Source organism: Psychrobacter sp. DM8, assembly GCF_051307025.1.
In the GTDB taxonomy this organism is placed as follows: domain Bacteria; phylum Pseudomonadota; class Gammaproteobacteria; order Pseudomonadales; family Moraxellaceae; genus Psychrobacter.
This window is the reverse complement of record NZ_CP195538.1, coordinates 796,535-815,910: the sequence shown is the minus strand read 5'-3', so window position 1 is coordinate 815,910 and position 19,376 is coordinate 796,535. Positions and strand designations below refer to the sequence as shown.

Sequence of the window (19,376 nt, the reverse complement as noted above, 5' to 3'; positions counted from 1 at the left end):
AATTAACGTAAAAACTGCACATACCAAGGCATCGCTTTTTCAATACCCTGAATAATATCGAACTGCGGCGCATAGCCTAATGCATTCTGTATTTTACTAATATCAGCCTGACTATGGCGCACATCGCCCTCTCTGAAGTCTCTGTATACAGCCTCTTGGGTATACTCTACGCCATTATTAGCTAAGTTCTCTTTTAGCGCAGCATATAGAGTATTAAGTGTGGTACGACCACCGACTGCGACATTATAGACCTCATTCTTAGCTTTATCATTGGCTGTCGCAGCTAATATATTCGCTTGTACTGCGTTTTCGATAAAGTTGAAGTCGCGGCTGGTATCGCCGTCACCATTAATATAGACCTCATCACCTTGAATAATAGCAGCCGTCCACTTGGGAATAACGGCTGCATAGGCCCCATCTGGCGTTTGACGCTTACCAAAAATATTAAAATAACGCAGACCAATAGTATTAAAGCCATAAGTACGAGCGAACACGTCGGCATATAGCTCATTGACGTATTTAGTCACCGCATAGGGTGATAACGGGTTGCCAATAGCATCCTCCACCTTAGGTAGCGCAGGATGATCACCATAGGTTGAGCTACTAGCAGCATAAGTGAAGCTAGCAACTTCGGCATCACGGGCAGCAACCAGCATATTCAAGAAACCAGAGATATTGGTATCATTCGTCGCGATAGGGTCAGCGATAGAGCGTGGCACCGAGCCCAGTGCAGCTTGATGCAACACATAATCGACATCTTTACAAGCTGCTTGGCAGTCCTCTAAATGGCGGATATCGCCTTCTATAAAGTTAAATTGTGCCCACTGATCGCTACTAACGACAGACTGTACTTCGTCCAAATTGTGCTGAAATCCCGTGGCGAAGTTGTCTAAACCGACGACCCTTTGATTTAACAGTAATAGCGTCTCAAGCAAATTTGAGCCGATAAATCCTGCTACACCAGTGATAAGCCAAGTCTTGGGTTCACTTACTAGTCGTTCTTTAACTGTCTCATACGTAGTCGTTGTCATAGTATTTTCCGTATTGCTTTAAGTATTTATAGACGTATATCAGTTTTATCTTTATTGAAGACGTACTTTAGATCATAGAGGACATGACTGTCTTTGCCAAAGTTTCTGATTTCATCAATACCCATATCGACGAACTCACTATGAGCGACTGCGAGGATGATACCGTCATAATGGTTGGCTGAAGGCGTCTTGACTGGGGTAATATTATATTCGCGCTCAGCCTCGCTGCTGTCTATCCACGGATCATAGACATCCACTTCGATATTGTACTCTTCTAGCTCATGGACGATATCGATCACTTTGGTGTTACGTACATCAGGACAGTTCTCTTTAAAACTTAGTCCTAGTATGAGTACTCTTGCGCCTTCGACCTGAATGCGCTTTTTGATCATAGTCTTGACCAGTTGCGTGACGACGTACTCGCCCATACTATCGTTCAGACGACGACCTGCTAGTATAATCTCAGGATTATAGCCGATAGCTTGCGCCTTATGAGTGAGGTAATAAGGGTCAACACCGATACAGTGACCACCTACTAGACCTGGGCGAAAGGGTAAAAAGTTCCATTTCGTACCTGCGGCAGTCAGTACCGCCTCGGTATCGATATTCATCTTATTAAAGATAACCGCTAGCTCATTGATTAATGCAATATTGACATCTCTTTGGGTGTTTTCAATCACCTTGGCAGCTTCTGCTACTTTGATACTGGGTGCTTTATGTGTACCTGCGGTAATAATTAAGTTATATACCTCATCGACGAAGTCAGCAACTTGTGGCGTCGAGCCTGCGGTTACCTTGAGGATATTGGTCACTCGATGTTCTTTATCACCTGGGTTGATACGCTCTGGACTATAGCCTGCATAAAAGTCCTGATTGAATGTCAGTCCTGATACTTTTTCTAGTACAGGTATACAGACCTCTTCGGTTGCGCCAGGATAGACCGTTGACTCATAGATTACGATATCGTCAGACTTAAGCAAACCACCTATAGCCTCTGATGCTTTGATCAAAGGTGTGAGATCTGGTTGTTTATGGTCATCGATAGGAGTCGGTACCGTCACGATAAAGAAATTGCAATCTCTGAGTTCTTGAATGTCCGAGCTATAGCTTAGATGTGTTGCTTGAGAGAGTTCTTCTTCATTAACCTCTAATGTATGATCTGTCCCTGCCTGTAATGATGCAATACGACTTGCATTGATGTCGAAGCCAATCACCGAATGCTGCTTACCAAATTCAACAGCTAATGGCAAACCAACATAACCAAGACCGATCACTGCTATTTTAATATTATTGGTATCGAACATAACTTTCCTTGAGCTAATTTTATAGAGTATAAATAATAAGACATCAACGCATACTCAGCTAATATGAGTATAGATTGAATTTTGATTTATTTCATGGCGAATGCTTGTTTGCTAAGCGTTAGTTATTATTGCCGTAAGCATAGTTGTAATGATAACTATATTTGCTGGTCAGACCTTGTTTGACATCATTGAGGACGATACCATCGACTTGAACATTGGCTTTATTCATTTGTTTGACGGCGTAGACCAACTGCCCCTCTATAGACTTATCGTATCTAGTGACCATCAGCACTTTATCCGCGTATTGCGATATGATCATGGCGTCTGACGCTGCTAGTACTGGCGGCGAGTCTATAACAATATAGTCATAGTGTGCATTAAGCTCCGTCATTAGTGCGCTGAATTTATCACTAGATAGTAGCGAAGCAGGATTATGGGGCTGCTTACCTCTGGGTATAAAGTCTACATTGTCCAATGTTGTAGGATGGACGATATCCACTAGTGCATGACCGTCTTGCTGGAAGTAATCAGCGAGGCCATTGTCTTGACTCATATTGAATGCTTTGTGCAGCTCGCCCAAGCGCATGTCTGCATCGATGATCAATACCTTTTTATTCAGTTGTGCGAACACCTCAGACAAGTTAGATGAAATAAAGGACTTACCCACCCCAGGACTCTCACCCGTGATCAAGATTACCTTTGCACGCTGACCTGCTCTACCCTCTTTTGGCATACCAAACATTAGGCTCGTTCTTAGACTCTTAATAGCTTCGTAGCTCAAGCTATTGCTATCTGTATGTACTAACAGACGGCTAGGCGACTTACTGCCTTTGTTTAATCGAGTCAGTAACGGTGAGCGCGGAACAGTTGCAACGACTGGTACGCCCGTTCTTGATTCAAGGCGCTCGGGATCTTTGACAACGTTTCGTAGCATATTTTTCAGTATTACAGCCATAATGCCAAGCAATAATCCTGTTAACGCCGCTATAAATATGATTAAAGATTGCTTAGGGGCAATAGCACGATAGGTGTTAATAGGTAGATCAATAATACGTGCAAACCCAACTTGGCCTGCTCTAACTATCTTAAGCTGCTGATAGTTTTTGAGTAGGTTTAAGTAAATCTCCCGATTAATACTGACGTCTTCTGAAAGTTGCAAAAACTCTCTTTGAATCTCAGGCAAGTCCTCTATTCTAGTATTGACGCTCTGCACTCTACTTTGCAGCTCTGCTATTTGATCATCAATCTGAATGACTAGTGGATGCTCTTCAGTGTAGTAAGTAGATAAATCTGCTTTTTTGAGTCTTAACTCGCTCAGTTGACTATCAATTCGAGCATTTTCTGCGAGCAGTATGCTTGCTTCTTGTCCAATATCAATGGTGCTATTCTCTGTACGAAAGGTATTAAATGTCGCTTCAGAATCCTCAAGTTTTTGTTTGAGATCTGGAATTTGAGTTTCCATAAACTTTATGGTTCTAGTGGTTTCTTCTGAACCGCGAGAGCTGTTTTGATCCATATAAGATAGAATAATTTGTCTTAGCACCCGGCTGATCTGATCTTGATTAGGACCTATCATAGACAACTGAAGGATACCTGTGTTAGCTCCAACTTCAGATACTGTTAGAGCGCCGTTTATCCCATCCGTAGTGTTTTGAAGGGACTGCTTGCTAATGTTAATAGGATGATCGCCAACAGGCAAATCACTGACATTTATCTCTATGAAGCCGCGAGTACCGTTGAAACGATGAGAGGTATTTAACTGACCCTTAAAGGTATCGAGCTCATTGGTTAAAGTAAATCCAGTGCCTGATCTAACTAGGGTAAAAGACTTATCAAGATAATCCTCTGAGACATCAAACTGACTGATTTGTGCGGTACCATCACTAGTGGCTAATAGCACACTTTCAGGTAAGTTTTCCTGAGTATAACTTCGATTGGTTCGGATTTTGTCGATTGCACTTACCGTGGGATCACTCAAACGTATAGATAAATTAAGAAAATCAACAACAGGCTTTAACACCATGCGCGATTTTATCAGTTGCGCTTCTGTTTCAGCAGGACTTGCTTCAGGTGGTACCAACTCTGAAATGCTTGAACCAAGCGCTGAGACGCCTCCAGATGTGGCTTCAATCTGTATTAAAGCATCAGACTTAAAGGTTGTCGTCTCATAGCGACTGTACAGAACGCCTATCAGCAAACCTAATAATGCAAAAAACAATATGGTCTTCCAGCCGCGTAGTATAGAAAATACGAGCGCTAGCAGATCTACGTCATTATTAGATTCTGAAGTAGATTTTGATAGGTTTTTTGAGTCTGAAGTCATAACTGTATGTTCATCATTTAAGTTTAATAGTTGTATGCTGATTATCTATCGGCATCACTTAGCTAATTTTATCGGTCCAAGTCTCAAGACCGCTTACGATATCTTGTCTTGCAGTCTCAAATAACGAGATATCATGACGATAAGGGTCAGCAATGTCTTTGTCGTTCCAATGACCTATCTTAAAGGTCTTACCGCGGCAATGCGGCCAGCGCTCCTCTATCCACTTCGTCTGACTGTCTGACATGGTAAAGATAAGATCTGCTTTCATCACTAGATGCTCGTCTATCTGCTTAGCAATATGGTCTGACATATCTATATTGTATGGCGTCATGACTTGCTGCGATTTTGGATCTACAGGATTACCAACGAGCGCTCCAAGACCTGCAGAATCAATATGCTTTTGTGGGAACTGATCTTTTAATAGTGCCTCTGCTATAGGACTACGGCAAATATTGCCCACACAAACCACTAAGATATTATCGAACGCCATATCACTAGACACCTATACTTTTGAAACTTACAAGCTTGAAAAACTTCTAATCGCTGAAGTGGAAGGTAATATTGAGCTAAGCACACGATTCCAACGAGTCAGTCCAGTTGGATCGACATATAAAATATCGTTCGGTTGCATCTCAAAGCGGTTTGCAAGGGCGAAATTAGTTAAATTTCGCATATCTATATAATAAATGTTAGTACGCCCGTATCCTGGGTTGTCCCGAACGACATATATTTTGGCAGCATTGGCCGTAAAGGAATTAAGACCTTGTGATTCTCCCAAAACTTGAGCTAAGCTTAATCCTTGTTCTAATATGGGTACAGGCTCAACTTGACCAAACTCACCTAACACATAGACTTGATTACGGCTTTGGCTATTCACATGGACAGAGTCTCCATCTTGCAAATATATCTGATTACCTGATGCGCCTATTTGACGCAAATCTTGCAAGCCAATGTTGTAGTTGCGACCATTGCGGTTAAGTACAATACTGTTAGAGTCTCCTGTTGGGGTAGCTCCACCCGCCATTGAGATAGCACTATATAGAGATACTGGTGCATCATCAATAGCAAACTCACCAGGCTGTCTGACTTCACCATCGATAAAAAACTTATTGCCGCGGTAATTTACAATTTTAACCTGCGGATCTGGAAACTTAAGGTAACGCTGTAGCTGACCACGTAGATTTTCTGTGAACTGTGGTACGCTTAAACCTGATGCCTTTATACGTCCTATAAGTGGAAACTGTACAAAGCCTTGTTGATCTACAGGATATCCTGAGGCAGCAGGACTAGAACCTGTTGAGGCTATGTCTGGATAACCAGCTACATTGATACTTAAAATATCGCCTGTTGCTATACGATACTGTTTCTTAGTAGAACTGGCTATAAGCTGGTAAATGTCATTATTCGGCTGCGCTACTCTTGGTGCTGGCAGGGTCGCTAAATTAAGGGACTGAATATTAAACTGCAATCCATTGTCAGCAGTAAAACTCCCAACGGGTGGCAAGCTACCTGACTGCAATCCTGAATTAATCGTTGTGCTTGCGCAACCAGATAGCAAACTGATAAATAGCAGACTTGATGCGCCCAGTAGCCTAGAGGATTGAAGCATAGTAAGACCCTTAAAAAACTAAATAAGTGAACAATGGAAAAATCTGTGTTTGTTTATTATGGTTAATCGTCAAAACAAATTGTCGCTGTCAGAAACAAAGCCATAATAACATAAGTGCTTACATATTAAACGAATAACGTTCAATCTTATGTATAATTACACTTGAAAATTACAATTATATTCGTTTTTTATTATATTGTTTTAAATAGATTAATGCTACATTTAAATATTTCATTCCATACCTGTTTTTTAACATGATATTCATTTGATAGTGACTATTTATCAAATTAGTTGCCGATAATACTGCTGCACTATTAGTGTATTTAGCGTAGAATAGCCGCTGATAATTTATCTCTACTACATTGAGAAATGTAGCTCCAACCGACTCAAGGAATTACTATGAAAGATGAAAAATTACAAAAAGCGCTAGCCCGTATGGGACTTGGCTCACGCCGTCAGATGGAAGAAATTATCAAGTCTGGGCGCGTCACAGTCAATAACGGCCCTGCGACCATTGGCGATCGCGTCAGCCCAGGCGATGAGATCCGCGTTGATGGTCGGCAAATCAAATACACCAGCGAGAACGAAAAGCGTCGCCGCGTTATCGCTTACTATAAGCCTGAGGGCGAGATTTGCTCAGCGAACGATCCAGAGGGTCGCCCGACCGTATTTGAGCGTTTGCCTAAACTAACTCATGACCGCTGGGTCATGGTAGGTCGCTTAGATATTAACTCTTCAGGTCTGCTACTATTCACTAATGATGGCGAGATGGCGCATCGCTTGATGCACCCCTCAAGTGAGATCACGCGTGAATATGCGGTGCGGATACTCGGTGTAGTCACCCCAGAAATCGCTCGCAATCTGACCTCGGGCGTGATGTTAGAGGACGGTATGGCGCAGTTTGATGACATCAAAGCGGGCGGCGGGGAAGGCGTCAATAAGTGGTATCATGTGCAACTCAAAGAAGGCCGTAACCGTGAAGTTCGCCGTCTTTTTGAGTCGCAAGGTCTTAAAGTTAGCCGTCTACTGCGGACGCGCTACGGTAGTATCGATCTACCCAAAGAGCTGCGTACAGGTCGTCATATCGAATTGGACAAAAAAGATATCAACACTTTAACTGACTTGGTCAGCTTGCGTCCACGTTACGGCACAGGCCTCCATGGTGCGGCAAAAGACAAGCAAGAGCGTATCAAAAACAAGCCGCTAAAAGCGCGTCGTAGCGATAGTCGTAAAAATAGTGATAATCGTAGTAGTACTAGCCGCAATAGCGAGAAGTCTAAAAGTAGCGCTAGTCCTGCAAGCCATGGAGCGCGCAATACTCGTGATCGCAATGACAAGCGTTAGTGTTTAAGCTAAGTATTTATATCTTATAAGTTCTTGTCTTCTAAAAACCAAAAGCTGCCAGTGATCATTATCATTGGCAGCTTTTTATTTTTTCTTTTAACTACAAACCTTTAAATGTTCTGACTATCGATATAACCCTTCATCACTTTTAAATCTTGCAGATGCTGTCGCTCTACGCTCTCTAATAAGTTATCTAAGCGCGTCTCTATATTATCTAGCACTTGCTGTAATAGATCGTTAGCTTCACTCTGTCTCTCATAACGGTTTGTGTTAGCATGACCGTCTATCGTCATAAGCTGATAGTAACTCGCCAACATTTCAGGCAGTCTTGTTTGTAATAGCTTGTTGACAATAAATTGTGATTCGCTAATCGCAGGTGTTACATTTTGCTTTTGCATCTGCTTTTGATAGTTATCATAGCTGACTACTTTATTATCAATACGTTGTAGCTGGCGCAATTGACTGTTCGGTAGGCAGCTTAAATGCTCTTTGTTCAAATTAAGCTGCTGCCATCTTGTGTCATTGAGCAGTCTTGGCGTTTGCGAGTCATGATAAGTAAGCACACCTGGAGTAATACCCACAGCTTTGTGCAATGCGTGCCAGCCCTTTCTAGCGATATAAACGGTAGCTACTGTACCTGCGACACCTATACCTATTAAAATACTCATATTAGTTTACCTCTTACTCATAACCAACTAGATAGTGGTGTCCTGAGTACTTTTATCGTGCTCCTTGTCTAAACGCGTGGTTTGTAGCACTTGTACATCATTGTCTTGCGTAGGATTATCAAAACGCTGTTGCAAATAGCGATTGGTCACCAGTAGCTTTTGACCGTCTTGGTGATAAGACGCATTGAGTAAATCATCGAATTGGCTATTGATCGTTTCTAGTACCTCAAGTAAGGCCTCTTTACCAGTGACATTGGAGTTTTTTATTTTTGTGGTATCGGCACGCGCACCGTCTAAGTCATGCAAACGGCGATAATCAGCGACCGCTTGCGGAATGTGTCTGTCCATCAAGTTTTGGATCATGATATAGGTTTCATTCACCGTGTCTTTGTCATCTATTTTGCCATCATTATTGGTATCGCCGTAAATCAAAGACAGTTTTTCACCCTTGGTATTAATCTGAGTCAAAGCTATTTTGACATCGTCTGGCAGGCTCTTTTCTGGAATATAACCCAATTGCGGCATAGCCTCGTATTCAAGCATTTTGGGCGCGCTAAGCTTTTTGATACCGCGATAACCCAGATAAATACCCGCTGCTGGTAGTACCCCGTATAGGATAAACATTACAAACATAGCGGTCACTTGGGTCATGGCTTTTTCCTTTTATCGCTTTAATGGTCATTAATTTTGCGTACGACTTTTGACATAACGGTGCGTTGACGCTAGGCGATTGAGCACGGTTTGATGGAGCTCATCTAATAGCTCATCAAGCTCATAATCGATCTCTAAGAATAAATCAGTGAGCATATCCCCTGCCGTCATACTGCCCTGCGCTATGTTGTTCTTGGTGCGGTGCGGACTAAAACGCTGCAATTGCTCATAGTGATATAAGGCCTCTGGAATACTCTCAGTGACCAGCTTATCAATGACAAACTGACGCTCATTGTGCTGCTGCTGTTGCTGCTCGTTTAGCTCTTGGCTCCACTCGCGGTAGCGTTTGAGCTTGCCATTGATACGGTCAAGAATAGCAACTGCCTCAATCGGCATCGCATTTAGAGTGGCTTCGTCGACCACTTCAACCAGTTCAGTCATAATCGGGCAGCGTCCATGTTTGAGATACCATAAGGTATCAGGATCAAAGGGAGGTCGATTAGGCGAGCGCCATTTGGCACGACTTGCCAGATATCTATCAGTGAGCGGCGTTGGTGTGCCGACGTTGCTTACTTGCGCTAGCGCATCACAGATACGCTCAACGCGTTCAGGTTCACGCAGTGGCGACACCAGCGTTTGCGCATCTAGGCTTTGCGAGTGCTCTTGAACTGGCGTCTTACTATCTATGCTAGCGGCCTGCTGGACATTTTTGGCAGCCGTAGTCGGCAAGTCATCTTGCTCTTGTCCAAATGACTGTAGCATTCTTGCCAAACTCAATACCATGACTGGCCCTACTCCTCGCCTGTTATTTTAATACTAACGTTTAACCAAGCTTGCGGCAGTTTTGCTTATTGATTTATAGCTTGCAAGCCGTGACTTGATATCGTATCTTAACAGCTTTTTGCCCTGCTGCCAGTAAGCAAACGTCACCATTTCTCTCTGATTACTTGAGCAAATTACTATGAACGCCCCTGATTATCTCTCTGGTTTTTTGCTTGGCTTATCGCTCATCATTGCCATTGGCTCGCAAAACGCTTTTGTCCTCAAACAAGGGCTCAAACGCGAGCATATCTTTTATATCTGCCTATTCTGCGCGGTGAGTGACGCGCTACTTATCTCAGCTGGCGTGGCGGGTTTTAGCACAGTGACCGCCCGCTTTCCGCAGGTGGTAAGTATTGCCAAGATCGCAGGCGTGCTGTTCTTATTAGGGTACGGTTTGCAGAGTCTATACGCAAGCTTGCGCGTCTCTCATGCTTTGACTGTCGAGGGGCAGGTGGTGACTAGCCTAAAAAAATCCCTGCTACTGTGCTTTGGATTTACTTGGCTCAATCCGCACGTCTACCTAGATACCTTGGTGCTCGTTGGCATGGTTTCAACAGGCGCAAGTAGTAAGCTTACCTTCGCACTCGGCGCCGTCAGTGCCTCTTTTATATTCTTTTTTGCGCTCGGATATGGAGCGAGGCTACTACAACCTTTATTTATCAAACCAAAAGCGTGGAATATACTGGACGCGTTCGTTGGTTTACTTATGTTTTATTTGGCGTGGCATTTATACCAGAGCTAACTAAAATAACGTGCAAAATTAAGACAATAAAAAAACCAAACATACTAAGTATATTTGGTTTCTCAGTCTTTTTAACAAGCTGGTTTTAAGACGCTTTTTTAATCTTTTTAGATTTTACAAATGATAAATTCAAAAAATGCTCTAGTGAATCATCAGTAATATCTAACCATGGCTCTGGTAGCTCTGGCGCTAGCGTACCCGTTAGCGTTGAGCGATACGCTTTTTCTCTAAAGCCCATGATATTAGCAACTTTATCCTTTTGCCACTGCTTTAGGATATCGCCCTGCTTTTCAACCGCAAATTCTGGATAGTCGGTCGAGTTGGTCAAATCACGAATGTAATTGGCTTGAAACTCAATAGAATCATTAACGGTGACGGCTTTGTCATAAGTTGCTAACCACTTTTGCTCGTCGGCTTGTCGCGTCTCAAGATCTGGCAGCTCAATATCACCCACCATTACATCACGGGCGTACCACGCTTGCGCGTCAAACATATTAAAGGTGAAGTACTGATCTTGCATCCCTAAATAGATAAGCTTAGGGTTAGGCTGCCAAAAGATACCCTTGTAAAGGTTGGCAGGATACAAGCAGTTATGCGTTTGCAGACGCAGCTCATCAGGCAAGAATGGGAAGTGGAACAAGTAGCCTGTGCACATGATAATAGCGTCAAAACGCTTACTGGTACCGTCCGCGAAATGCGCGACATCATCTTCAAAATGAGTGACCAGCGGTCGCTCGCTAATACCGTCAGGCCAATCATAACCTAGCGCTTGTGTGCGGTAGCTGATAGTAACTGATTTGGTGCCGTACTTATAGCACTGCGTACCGATGTCTTCGGCAGAGTAGCTACTACCGATAAGTAGAATGTCTTCGTCTTTAAATTCTAATGCATCGCGGAAGTCATGAGCATGCAATACGCGGCCTGGGAATACCTCTAGCCCTTCAAAATAAGGCATGTTCGGCGTTGAGAAATGACCTGTCGCTACCACGACGTAATCGAACTCTCCGACTTCTTGCTCACCTGACTTGTGATTCATCACGGTCACGGTGAACTTTTGCGTGTCATCATCAAAAGTTACCCAACGTACGGGGCACTCAAAACGGATGTATTTATTAATGTCTTGCTTGTCGATACGGCCCATGATGTAGTCTTTGAGGACTTCACGCGGCGGATAAGACGGGATAGGTTCACCAAAGTGCTCTTCAAAGGAATAATCGGCAAACTCTAAGCACTCTTTTGGACCATTTGACCATAGATAGCGATACATACTGCCGTGAACGGGTTCACCGTTTCTATCTAGACCGGTACGCCAGTTGTAGTTCCACATGCCGCCAATGGCATTTTGTTTTTCATAACATACTATCTCAGGTAAGTCTTTGACGCCTGCCAATCGAGCCGCTTCAAACGCGCGCAATTGAGCCAAACCACTAGGACCTGCCCCTAAAATAGCAATTTTTGTCTTACTCAAAACTAACTCCTAATATTAATATTGGAGCGCTATCATAACATATTTCTATCTCTGCCGTTTGAGTCAGACACTTTTGGTAATGAATGTTAAGGCTGTATTGAGACAAGCTTAACTTTATGATTAAAAGTTTATTGATGATATTTATGAAAAATTATTAGCTTAGAGTTTTAGATTAAGTCTGGAAATAGAGTACGTAGACCGCTGACGATAATCTCGATAGAGACAGCTGCTAGTAGCATGCCCATGATTCGGCTCATAATATTCAAACCCGTATCGCCAAGCAAGCGGCTGATACGACCTGCTGCCATAAGCGCAAGATAACAGAACAAGCTGATTAGTAAACCTGCAATCAATACTGCAGACACCTTTAGAATACCAGATACTTGCGAGGAGTAGATGATGACGGTTGAAATACCGCCAGGCCCTATCATCATTGGAATAGCGAGCGGTACAACGGCAGCGGCAGTACTTGGTGCAGCGTGTTTATCGTATTCGATGTCAAAATTCTCTTGATCGGGCTTAACCGGATTGCCGTCGCCATTCATCATATTAAGGGCAATCAAAAACACCAATATCCCGCCTGCCAGCTGAAACGAGCCGATAGAGATGCCAAGAGCTTTGAGTAACAACTCCCCTGCGACGGTAAAAAAGCTAATGGTAATAAAAATAGTCAAGCAAGCGATACGCGCCACTTTACGTCGATTGATCATCGAGTAGCCGCGAGTTAGATCCAAAAATAGGGTCAAAGCACTAAAGGGGTTGATCAAGACCACAAAAGCCAAGATGATTTTGATAATTTCAGTATCCACTGAGCGCTCACTTATCTATCATAAAACTTCAGCAAAAAAATAAGGCCACCGTGCGTATGCAGCGGTGACCCAGTAGGTATTTAGTAGCGCTATTATATCATAAGTACAAGCCGTGATTAAATCATTAACTTAGGCTAGCGCTCATTCATTTAATAAGCTGTAAGTTTTCGATAATTGATAGTTGATATAGTTGAATCCAAATAAATCAGATACCCAAATAAATCAGATACATAGCTATCAAGTCGATCAATGAAAGTTTGTTTTTCTTGCGTGCTGTGCCTACGCCGCTCGGTGCTGCGCAAAACAAAATTTCATCTCGTTGTATCGTTTTTATAGTGAATTACTATAGTAATAGCTAAGCGCTAAAATCAAGTCCGATATCAAGCGCGGTGGTGCTGTGAGTCAAATAGCCCATCGCAATAAAATCAACTCCCGTCTTAGCAACTGCTTGTACACTCTCGGGCGTGATACCGCCTGAGGCTTCTGTCTTGGCGCGGCCTTGACACATACTAACCGCTTGCGTGAGTATCTCAGGTGACATATTGTCAAGTAGCACCAGCTGCGCGCCGGCGTCCAAAGCCTGCTCTAGCTGCTCTATCGTATCAACCTCGACCTCGATAGGTAGCAGGTGACCTGCAAAATCTTGCGCCTGCTTGATAGCGGTTGCGATATCTCCTGCAATAGCGATGTGATTATCTTTGATCAAAATAGCATCATCAAGCCCTAAGCGGTGATTACGCCCGCCGCCGCAGCGTACCGCGTACTTTTGCACGATACGTAATCCTGGAATGGTTTTACGAGTGCAAGTAATCTGGGCGGGATATGCTGCCACGCTATCGACAATGTGGCGAGTAGCGGTGGCAATACCACTCAGATGAGTCATAAAATTCAAAGCAGTGCGCTCAGCGGTCAATAGGTGGCGAGCATTACCGCGTACCGTTGCCAGTACTGTACCTGCTGCTACGCGCGCGCCATCTGTTATCTGCGCTATAAACTCAATATCAGCATCAATCATCGCAAAGGATAACCGCGCCAGATCCATACCGCATATCACCCCAGCTTGCCGCGCTTTAATCTGCAGTTGTGCTTGCTTGTTCGCTGGGATGGTCGCTTGGGAGGTGACATCGCCGCGACGTCCCAAATCTTCACTAAGGGCTGCCTCAACCAAAGGAATAAGTAATACGTCATCTAGTGCAGGCTCTGCTGATATACTCATCTATTTTGCCTTTTAAAAATTTATCGTAAAAGTCTATTTAAAATCAAAATGAGCATAAATATAGCGTAAAGACGCCAGACTGGCAAGATTGATTGCTTAGTTATTTAAAAAAATTGCTAGATGAATGGTTAGTATTCCCTATTTACGCTTAGGTAATTTGCTATCCATAAGCAAGCTTTGCAGTTCGATATCGTGACGAAAACGGTAGAGCTTGGCGGGGCGACCACGGCTAGCACTACTGCTCTCGCCCGTTGGCATCACAAGGTTTTGAGTATCTAGTAAGCGGCGAAAGTTTTGCTTATGTAGCGCCGTGCCAGAGAGCGCTTCGACACTTTTTTGGAGCTCAGATAAGGTAAACACATCAGGTGTGAGACCAAAGATAAGCGGCTGGTACTCTATCTTAGCGCGCAGCCTAGAAATGGCGGTTGCGATCACGCGGCGATGATCGTAATACATTGGCACGCCCATGACTTTTGACCACTCGTTTGGCAGTTTACTATCCAGATAGCTGGCAGGATAAGTCGGCGCTTCAGGAATAAGACCTGCTTCATAAAGCATCTCATAGCGTAGCAGAGCATGCTCTGCGACCCAGTCACTATCGGCATAGTCTTTATTCACGCTCTGCTTATCAATGCTTTTATTATCAACGAGACTAACGCCCACACCCCAACACAACCCTATACGCTGCCGACGACGGGATACGGCAGCAGCATCGCTCGCGGTATCTGCCCAAGCGAGTAGCTCAGGTACGATCAAACGCTCGATAATATCAGGAACACCAGTTAGGTGATTTTCCCATGGAAAGTACTCGTACCAATCTCGCCACTGCGCTTGACTTTGCAGCTGAGCCTGCGTCTCTTGCACCAGTCCAAGGTAGCTGACATAAACCAGTGCGTGCCCGTCAGCGTTACGCCTATTGGTATCTACAAAGGTATATAGCTGTTCGATGTAGCCAAGTGGCTGCTGGGTTTGTTCCTCAACCCACTCACGTACGCCTGCCTGCAGGGAGCGATGTAGCGGCATTAAAGGGCCGTTGGGCAACAGTTTACCTCGATCAACCGTCAAAACACGCGCAATATGATCGGTAATGGCAATCAGTACCGCCACGACTTCGGTAGTACCACTGCCTTCTTGATGCGCATGGGAATAAGACAACGTCATAATATTAAGTGTCACCTATTTTAGTGAAAGATGATAATGCAGAGTTCAATGGACAATAGCGTCTAGTATAGCGAGATTGTCTTAATATCATAGTCAATATGGCAATTTAAAGATAATGGTCAGGATAAATTCTGCTAATTGACAAAAACAACTTGTATTTATGCTCAAAATGAGCATAATTAGAATACATCAACAAATAGCTCTTATTAAAAATCAATATTAGCCAGTAACTCTTATTATTGTCATAACAGAGACCATAACCTATGAAAATCTATCCCTATGACGCGCCTATCTTAAGTTCTGATAATAGCAGTACTATTCAGACTAAGATTGAATATGCCAAAGCAAAACTTCCAGCAGAACTGCCACGTACTGAGCGCTTAGCTGTAGAAAACAATATCAGACAGCTTTTAAAAGAGCACAACGCGGTACTGGTCGCGCATTATTATGTTGATCCTTTTATTCAAGACTTAGCACTAGCGACAGGCGGCTGCGTCGGTGACTCGCTTGAGATGGCACGCTTCGGTCAGGCGCATAGTGCGCAGACGTTAGTCGTTGCAGGGGTACGCTTCATGGGCGAGTCTGCCAAGATTCTCAGCATGGAAAAGACGGTGCTGATGGCGGATCTAGAGGCAGAGTGCTCACTTGATTTGGGCTGCCCTGCTGATGAATTCTCAGCGTTTTGTGATGCTCATCCTGATCGCACCGTCGTCGTCTACGCCAACACCAGTGCAGCGGTCAAGGCGCGAGCGGATTGGGTGGTGACCTCCTCTGTCGGTATCGATATCATCCGCCATCTTCATGATAAAGGTGAAAAGATAATCTGGGGTCCTGATCGCCATCTGGGTAAATACATCGCGCAAGAGACAGGCGCAGACATGCTACTTTGGCAAGGCTCTTGCCTGGTGCATAACGAGTTTAAAGCCACTGAGCTGATGCAATTAAGGGCTGAGCATCCTGAGGCAAAAGTGCTGGTACATCCTGAATCACCTGATAGCGTGGTGGCTCTGGCTGATGTGGTTGGCTCAACTAGTAAATTACTCAAATCCACCTACGAGATGGACGCCGATACCTTTATTGTCGCCACTGACTTAGGTATCTTGCATGAGATGCAAAAACGCTCACCGAATAAGCGCTTTTTGGCTGCACCAACGGCAGGGGAAAGCGCCAGCTGTAAGAGCTGCGCATTTTGCCCATGGATGGCGATGAATGGCTTGCAAGGCATCGAGCGCTGTTTGACGGATCAAAGCGGTGAAGTACTGATGTCACAACAGCTAGCAGTCGCTGCCAAAAAGCCATTACAGCGTATGTTAGATTTCGCTGAATCGCAAAAGCAGCGCGTCACTGCCAGCGGTGATATTGTCAAAGACCGCGCCCTCTTCGCTAACGTGGGAGCCGCTTAATATGAGTGATCTACCAAGCGCTGATAGAAGTATGGCTAATGTTAGACAAACTGATGTCCTCATCATCGGGGCAGGTTTGGCTGGCCTCAGCACGGCTTTGGCTTTGCCAAAATCGCTAAGTGTCACGGTACTGAGTAAAGCGGCGCTTGAAGTCTGCTCGAGTCATTATGCACAGGGCGGCATAGCGGCAAGCTTGGATAAAGAGGATTCTATCACTGATCATGTCAGTGATACTCTTATTGCAGGTGCTGGACTCTGTACAACCGATAACACAACGGATATCTTGGGCGCTGGACAATCGGCTGTGCAATGGTTATGCGAGCAAGGTGTCCCTTTTACTCAAACTTCCAAGCAACATATTCAGTCAAAAAACAAACTTCAAACGACAGATCTACATTTAACCCAAGAAGGCGGTCATGGTCGCCGCCGCGTGGCTCACGCTGATGACGCCACTGGTCGGCATATTATGAAGACCTTGACGCTTAAGGCGCAAAGCGCGACCAATATCACTATCTTACCCTTTCATGAAGCACTAAGCCTGTTAACTCAAGACACTGGGCTTAAATCCTGCTACGGAGCGCAAGTGTTTGACCACATCAGCGCGCGCAAGATTACCTTTTATAGTCGCGCTGTGGTACTCGCTAGTGGCGGCTTGGGGCAACTGTTCAAACGCGCCAGCGCGCCCAATGTCTGCGTCGGTGATGGGGTGATGATGGCATGGCAAGCAGGATGCCGCTTGGCTAACTTGGAATTCATCCAGTTTCATCCGACAGGTCTTGCACTGAGCGATAGTAGCTTTTTGATCTCAGAGGCGCTGCGCGGTGAAGGCGCTCATCTGTATTGTCCGCAGACGGGCAAACGCTTTATGTTAGAGATTGACGCGCGCGCTGAGCTTGCGCCGCGTGATATCGTAGCGCGAGCGATAGCGGAACAAATTAGCAATAATGGTTTGGGCTACGTGCACCTTGATATCAGTCATTTACCAAGTAAATTTATCAAAGGTCACTTTCCGCAGATCTATCAAACTCTGCTGGATCTCGGTATCGATATGACCACTGACCCTATACCCGTCGCACCGACTGCGCACTATAGCTGCGGCGGCGTGGTCACTGATGCGCGCGGCATGACGGATGTACCTGGACTCTACGCCGCAGGCGAAGTCGCTTATACAGGCTTGCATGGCGCTAATCGTCTGGCCAGCAACTCACTATTAGAATGCGTGGTCGTCGGTCGTAATATCGCCACTGACTTACCGCGTTATCTAAACCAAATATCCGCATCTTCTAACAGTTTTGAGCGTACGCTCTGGACGCCGCCTGTCTTGACCGACACGCAAGTCATCACCCTAAAGGTTGCAAACACTGGTATTGACAGCATCGTTGTTCATAGAAATACTAGCGCTAAAGATACTGATATTAATATGATAACCAATGAGCTAAAGACCCTAATGAGTACGCATATGGGCATTACTCGCAGCGCGTCAAAACTGGAACAAGCACTGGTACAAATCGCCAAGTGGCAGCAAATATTAAAGTCTTTGCCAGTAAATCAAAGTGAGGTCAATACAGATAGCGCAATGACAACGTCTGAGCTGGCGCATTTTCAACTCAGCAGACAATTGCAATTAGCCACTTTGATTATAGAGTCCGCTTATCAGCGCTATGAGAGTCGCGGTGGTCATTATCGCAGTGACTATCCGCACCTAGCCCTAAAGGCAAAGACCAGCGTCATTGCAGCGCTTACAAAGACCACTAAATCCCAAAGTAGTGAGTCGACAGCACTATATGACTCAGACAAACAAACATTTGTCTTAGCTGCTAGCTAAGTTCATACAAACCTTGTTATGCTATAAGTCTACAAAAAGATTGCACGCTTAACTTACCCTTGGAATGCGCAGCGTATGGCAACGGATACTTGGTTCGTCATCGGGCTTATGACAGTCGTCAGTTTGGCTTGGGGGTCGCTTGCTGTGCCCAAGCTGCGTACTCGCTTGCCAACTATCTACTTGATTGCACGCTCTTGGTGGTGGATGCTAGCCGCTCTATGCTTATGTTATGTGGTCGCCAAAATCAACACAAATGATCAAGTCTTTAACGCCGAACACCCTTATCAATGGCTATTGGTCGCCTTTTTTATCGCCATTGGTTTACGCGGTAGTTATGAGATTAGCCGTTTGTGGCGCTCTGAAAGTAAAGCGCGGCTTATCACCAAATTGCAAGCGCGCGGATTGCAACCCAATACTTTAGCACTGCCCTTTGCGCAAAAGCATATGCTAACGACAAATAACGCTAATACAGCAAGCCCCGTTAAGCCTTATCTGTATCTTAATGTACTAGATAGCTTTTTTAGTTTTGCCTTTATTACCTTAATTATTAGTCTCATATTTTTACAACAGCTGACTTGGCACCGCGAGCAGTACGGCGTCTTATTATTTGTTTTATTTGCTAGTCAATTCAACGATATTGCTCAGTTTCTATGTAGTAAGCTATTTAAAGACAGGTTCTTTAAACGTGGTCTTGCACCTAGAATTAGCCCAAATAAAAGTATCGAAGGCGCGTTTTTTGGTAGTCTGCTAGCAGCGCTTTTGGCATCACTATTAGGCGTTTGGCTAACGCCTTTTAGCTGGTGGCTGTGTTTGCTTGCCGCTTACGGACTGGCGGTAAGCGGTATCGCAGGAGATCTGCTAGAGTCGGCGTTTAAGCGTCAGCATGGGGTCAAAGATACAGGCACTATGCTGGCAGGCCACGGCGGCGTGCTCGATAGGATAGATAGTTTGCTCATTGGCGTGCCGATATTTACCTTGTTTTATTGGTGGTTTGGCTAAC

General features: G+C 44.5%; 17 protein-coding genes. 5 read left to right on the top strand and 12 right to left on the bottom strand.

The annotated features are described in order from the left end of the window. Window positions 1-2: 2 nt before the first annotated feature. The 5 genes from ACR64J_RS03615 to ACR64J_RS03595 all read right to left on the bottom strand — a co-directional run bounded on the left by ACR64J_RS03615 (window position 3) and on the right by ACR64J_RS03595 (window position 6,267). A complete protein-coding gene (locus ACR64J_RS03615; RefSeq protein WP_435950460.1) occupies window positions 3-1,031 on the bottom strand; it encodes an NAD-dependent epimerase/dehydratase family protein in 1,029 nt (342 codons plus the stop codon). 26 nt (window positions 1,032-1,057) lie between these two features. After that, on the bottom strand, window positions 1,058-2,335 hold the full coding sequence (tviB, locus tag ACR64J_RS03610) for a Vi polysaccharide biosynthesis UDP-N-acetylglucosamine C-6 dehydrogenase TviB (RefSeq protein ID WP_435950459.1): 1,278 nt from the start codon (window positions 2,333-2,335) through the stop codon (window positions 1,058-1,060). Between the two features lie 118 nt (window positions 2,336-2,453). After that, window positions 2,454-4,658: a polysaccharide biosynthesis tyrosine autokinase gene (locus ACR64J_RS03605; RefSeq protein ID WP_435950458.1), complete on the bottom strand. Its 2,205-nt coding sequence runs from the start codon at window positions 4,656-4,658 to the stop codon at window positions 2,454-2,456. Window positions 4,659-4,716: 58 nt separating this feature from the next. Then, on the bottom strand, window positions 4,717-5,148 hold the full coding sequence (locus ACR64J_RS03600) for a low molecular weight protein-tyrosine-phosphatase (RefSeq protein WP_435950457.1): 432 nt from the start codon (window positions 5,146-5,148) through the stop codon (window positions 4,717-4,719). Between the two features lie 27 nt (window positions 5,149-5,175). After that, the gene (locus tag ACR64J_RS03595; protein WP_435950456.1) at window positions 5,176-6,267 is read right to left on the bottom strand and encodes a polysaccharide biosynthesis/export family protein; all 1,092 of its coding nucleotides are present in this window, start codon (window positions 6,265-6,267) and stop codon (window positions 5,176-5,178) included. Between the two features lie 399 nt (window positions 6,268-6,666). Here ACR64J_RS03595 and rluB point away from each other — a divergent pair, with 399 nt between their 5' ends. Next, entirely contained in the window at window positions 6,667-7,611 is a 945-nt protein-coding gene (gene rluB / locus ACR64J_RS03590; protein WP_435950455.1) for a 23S rRNA pseudouridine(2605) synthase RluB, read from the top strand. Between the two features lie 110 nt (window positions 7,612-7,721). Here the strand turns inward: rluB and ACR64J_RS03585 are convergent, their stop codons facing one another. The 3 genes from ACR64J_RS03585 to ACR64J_RS03575 are packed head-to-tail and all read right to left on the bottom strand — an operon-like array spanning window position 7,722 to window position 9,692. Then, entirely contained in the window at window positions 7,722-8,279 is a 558-nt protein-coding gene (locus ACR64J_RS03585) for a hypothetical protein (RefSeq protein WP_435950454.1), read from the bottom strand. Window positions 8,280-8,306: 27 nt separating this feature from the next. After that, complete coding sequence (locus ACR64J_RS03580) at window positions 8,307-8,930, bottom strand: hypothetical protein (RefSeq protein WP_435950453.1); 624 nt, start codon at window positions 8,928-8,930, stop codon at window positions 8,307-8,309. A 30-nt stretch (window positions 8,931-8,960) separates the two neighbouring features. Continuing rightward, window positions 8,961-9,692, bottom strand: a complete 732-nt coding sequence (locus tag ACR64J_RS03575) for a hypothetical protein (protein WP_435950452.1) — start codon at window positions 9,690-9,692, stop codon at window positions 8,961-8,963. Between the two features lie 199 nt (window positions 9,693-9,891). Between ACR64J_RS03575 and ACR64J_RS03570 the strand changes: the two genes are divergently transcribed. Then, window positions 9,892-10,494 (top strand): LysE/ArgO family amino acid transporter, encoded by a 603-nt coding sequence (locus ACR64J_RS03570; protein ID WP_435950451.1) that lies wholly within the window; start codon window positions 9,892-9,894, stop codon window positions 10,492-10,494. An 85-nt stretch (window positions 10,495-10,579) separates the two neighbouring features. On the opposite strand, the gene ACR64J_RS03565 is transcribed toward ACR64J_RS03570, so the two are convergent. The 4 genes from ACR64J_RS03565 to ACR64J_RS03550 all read right to left on the bottom strand — a co-directional run bounded on the left by ACR64J_RS03565 (window position 10,580) and on the right by ACR64J_RS03550 (window position 15,148). After that, window positions 10,580-11,962: an NAD(P)-binding domain-containing protein gene (locus ACR64J_RS03565; RefSeq protein ID WP_435950450.1), complete on the bottom strand. Its 1,383-nt coding sequence runs from the start codon at window positions 11,960-11,962 to the stop codon at window positions 10,580-10,582. Between the two features lie 167 nt (window positions 11,963-12,129). After that, window positions 12,130-12,771, bottom strand: coding sequence for a MarC family protein (locus ACR64J_RS03560; RefSeq protein WP_317200258.1), 642 nt, complete (start codon window positions 12,769-12,771; stop codon window positions 12,130-12,132). 355 nt (window positions 12,772-13,126) lie between these two features. Beyond that, window positions 13,127-13,987: a carboxylating nicotinate-nucleotide diphosphorylase gene (gene nadC / locus ACR64J_RS03555; RefSeq protein ID WP_435950449.1), complete on the bottom strand. Its 861-nt coding sequence runs from the start codon at window positions 13,985-13,987 to the stop codon at window positions 13,127-13,129. Between the two features lie 138 nt (window positions 13,988-14,125). Continuing rightward, window positions 14,126-15,148, bottom strand: coding sequence for an NUDIX hydrolase (locus ACR64J_RS03550; protein ID WP_435950448.1), 1,023 nt, complete (start codon window positions 15,146-15,148; stop codon window positions 14,126-14,128). Between the two features lie 263 nt (window positions 15,149-15,411). Between ACR64J_RS03550 and nadA the strand changes: the two genes are divergently transcribed. From nadA to ACR64J_RS03535, 3 genes are all read left to right on the top strand, one after another. Beyond that, window positions 15,412-16,551: a quinolinate synthase NadA gene (nadA, locus tag ACR64J_RS03545; RefSeq protein ID WP_435950447.1), complete on the top strand. Its 1,140-nt coding sequence runs from the start codon at window positions 15,412-15,414 to the stop codon at window positions 16,549-16,551. Window position 16,552: 1 nt separating this feature from the next. Continuing rightward, the gene (gene nadB / locus ACR64J_RS03540; RefSeq protein ID WP_435950446.1) at window positions 16,553-18,376 is read left to right on the top strand and encodes an L-aspartate oxidase; all 1,824 of its coding nucleotides are present in this window, start codon (window positions 16,553-16,555) and stop codon (window positions 18,374-18,376) included. 75 nt (window positions 18,377-18,451) lie between these two features. Next, window positions 18,452-19,375, top strand: coding sequence for a phosphatidate cytidylyltransferase (locus ACR64J_RS03535; RefSeq protein ID WP_435950445.1), 924 nt, complete (start codon window positions 18,452-18,454; stop codon window positions 19,373-19,375). Window position 19,376 lies beyond the last annotated feature (1 nt).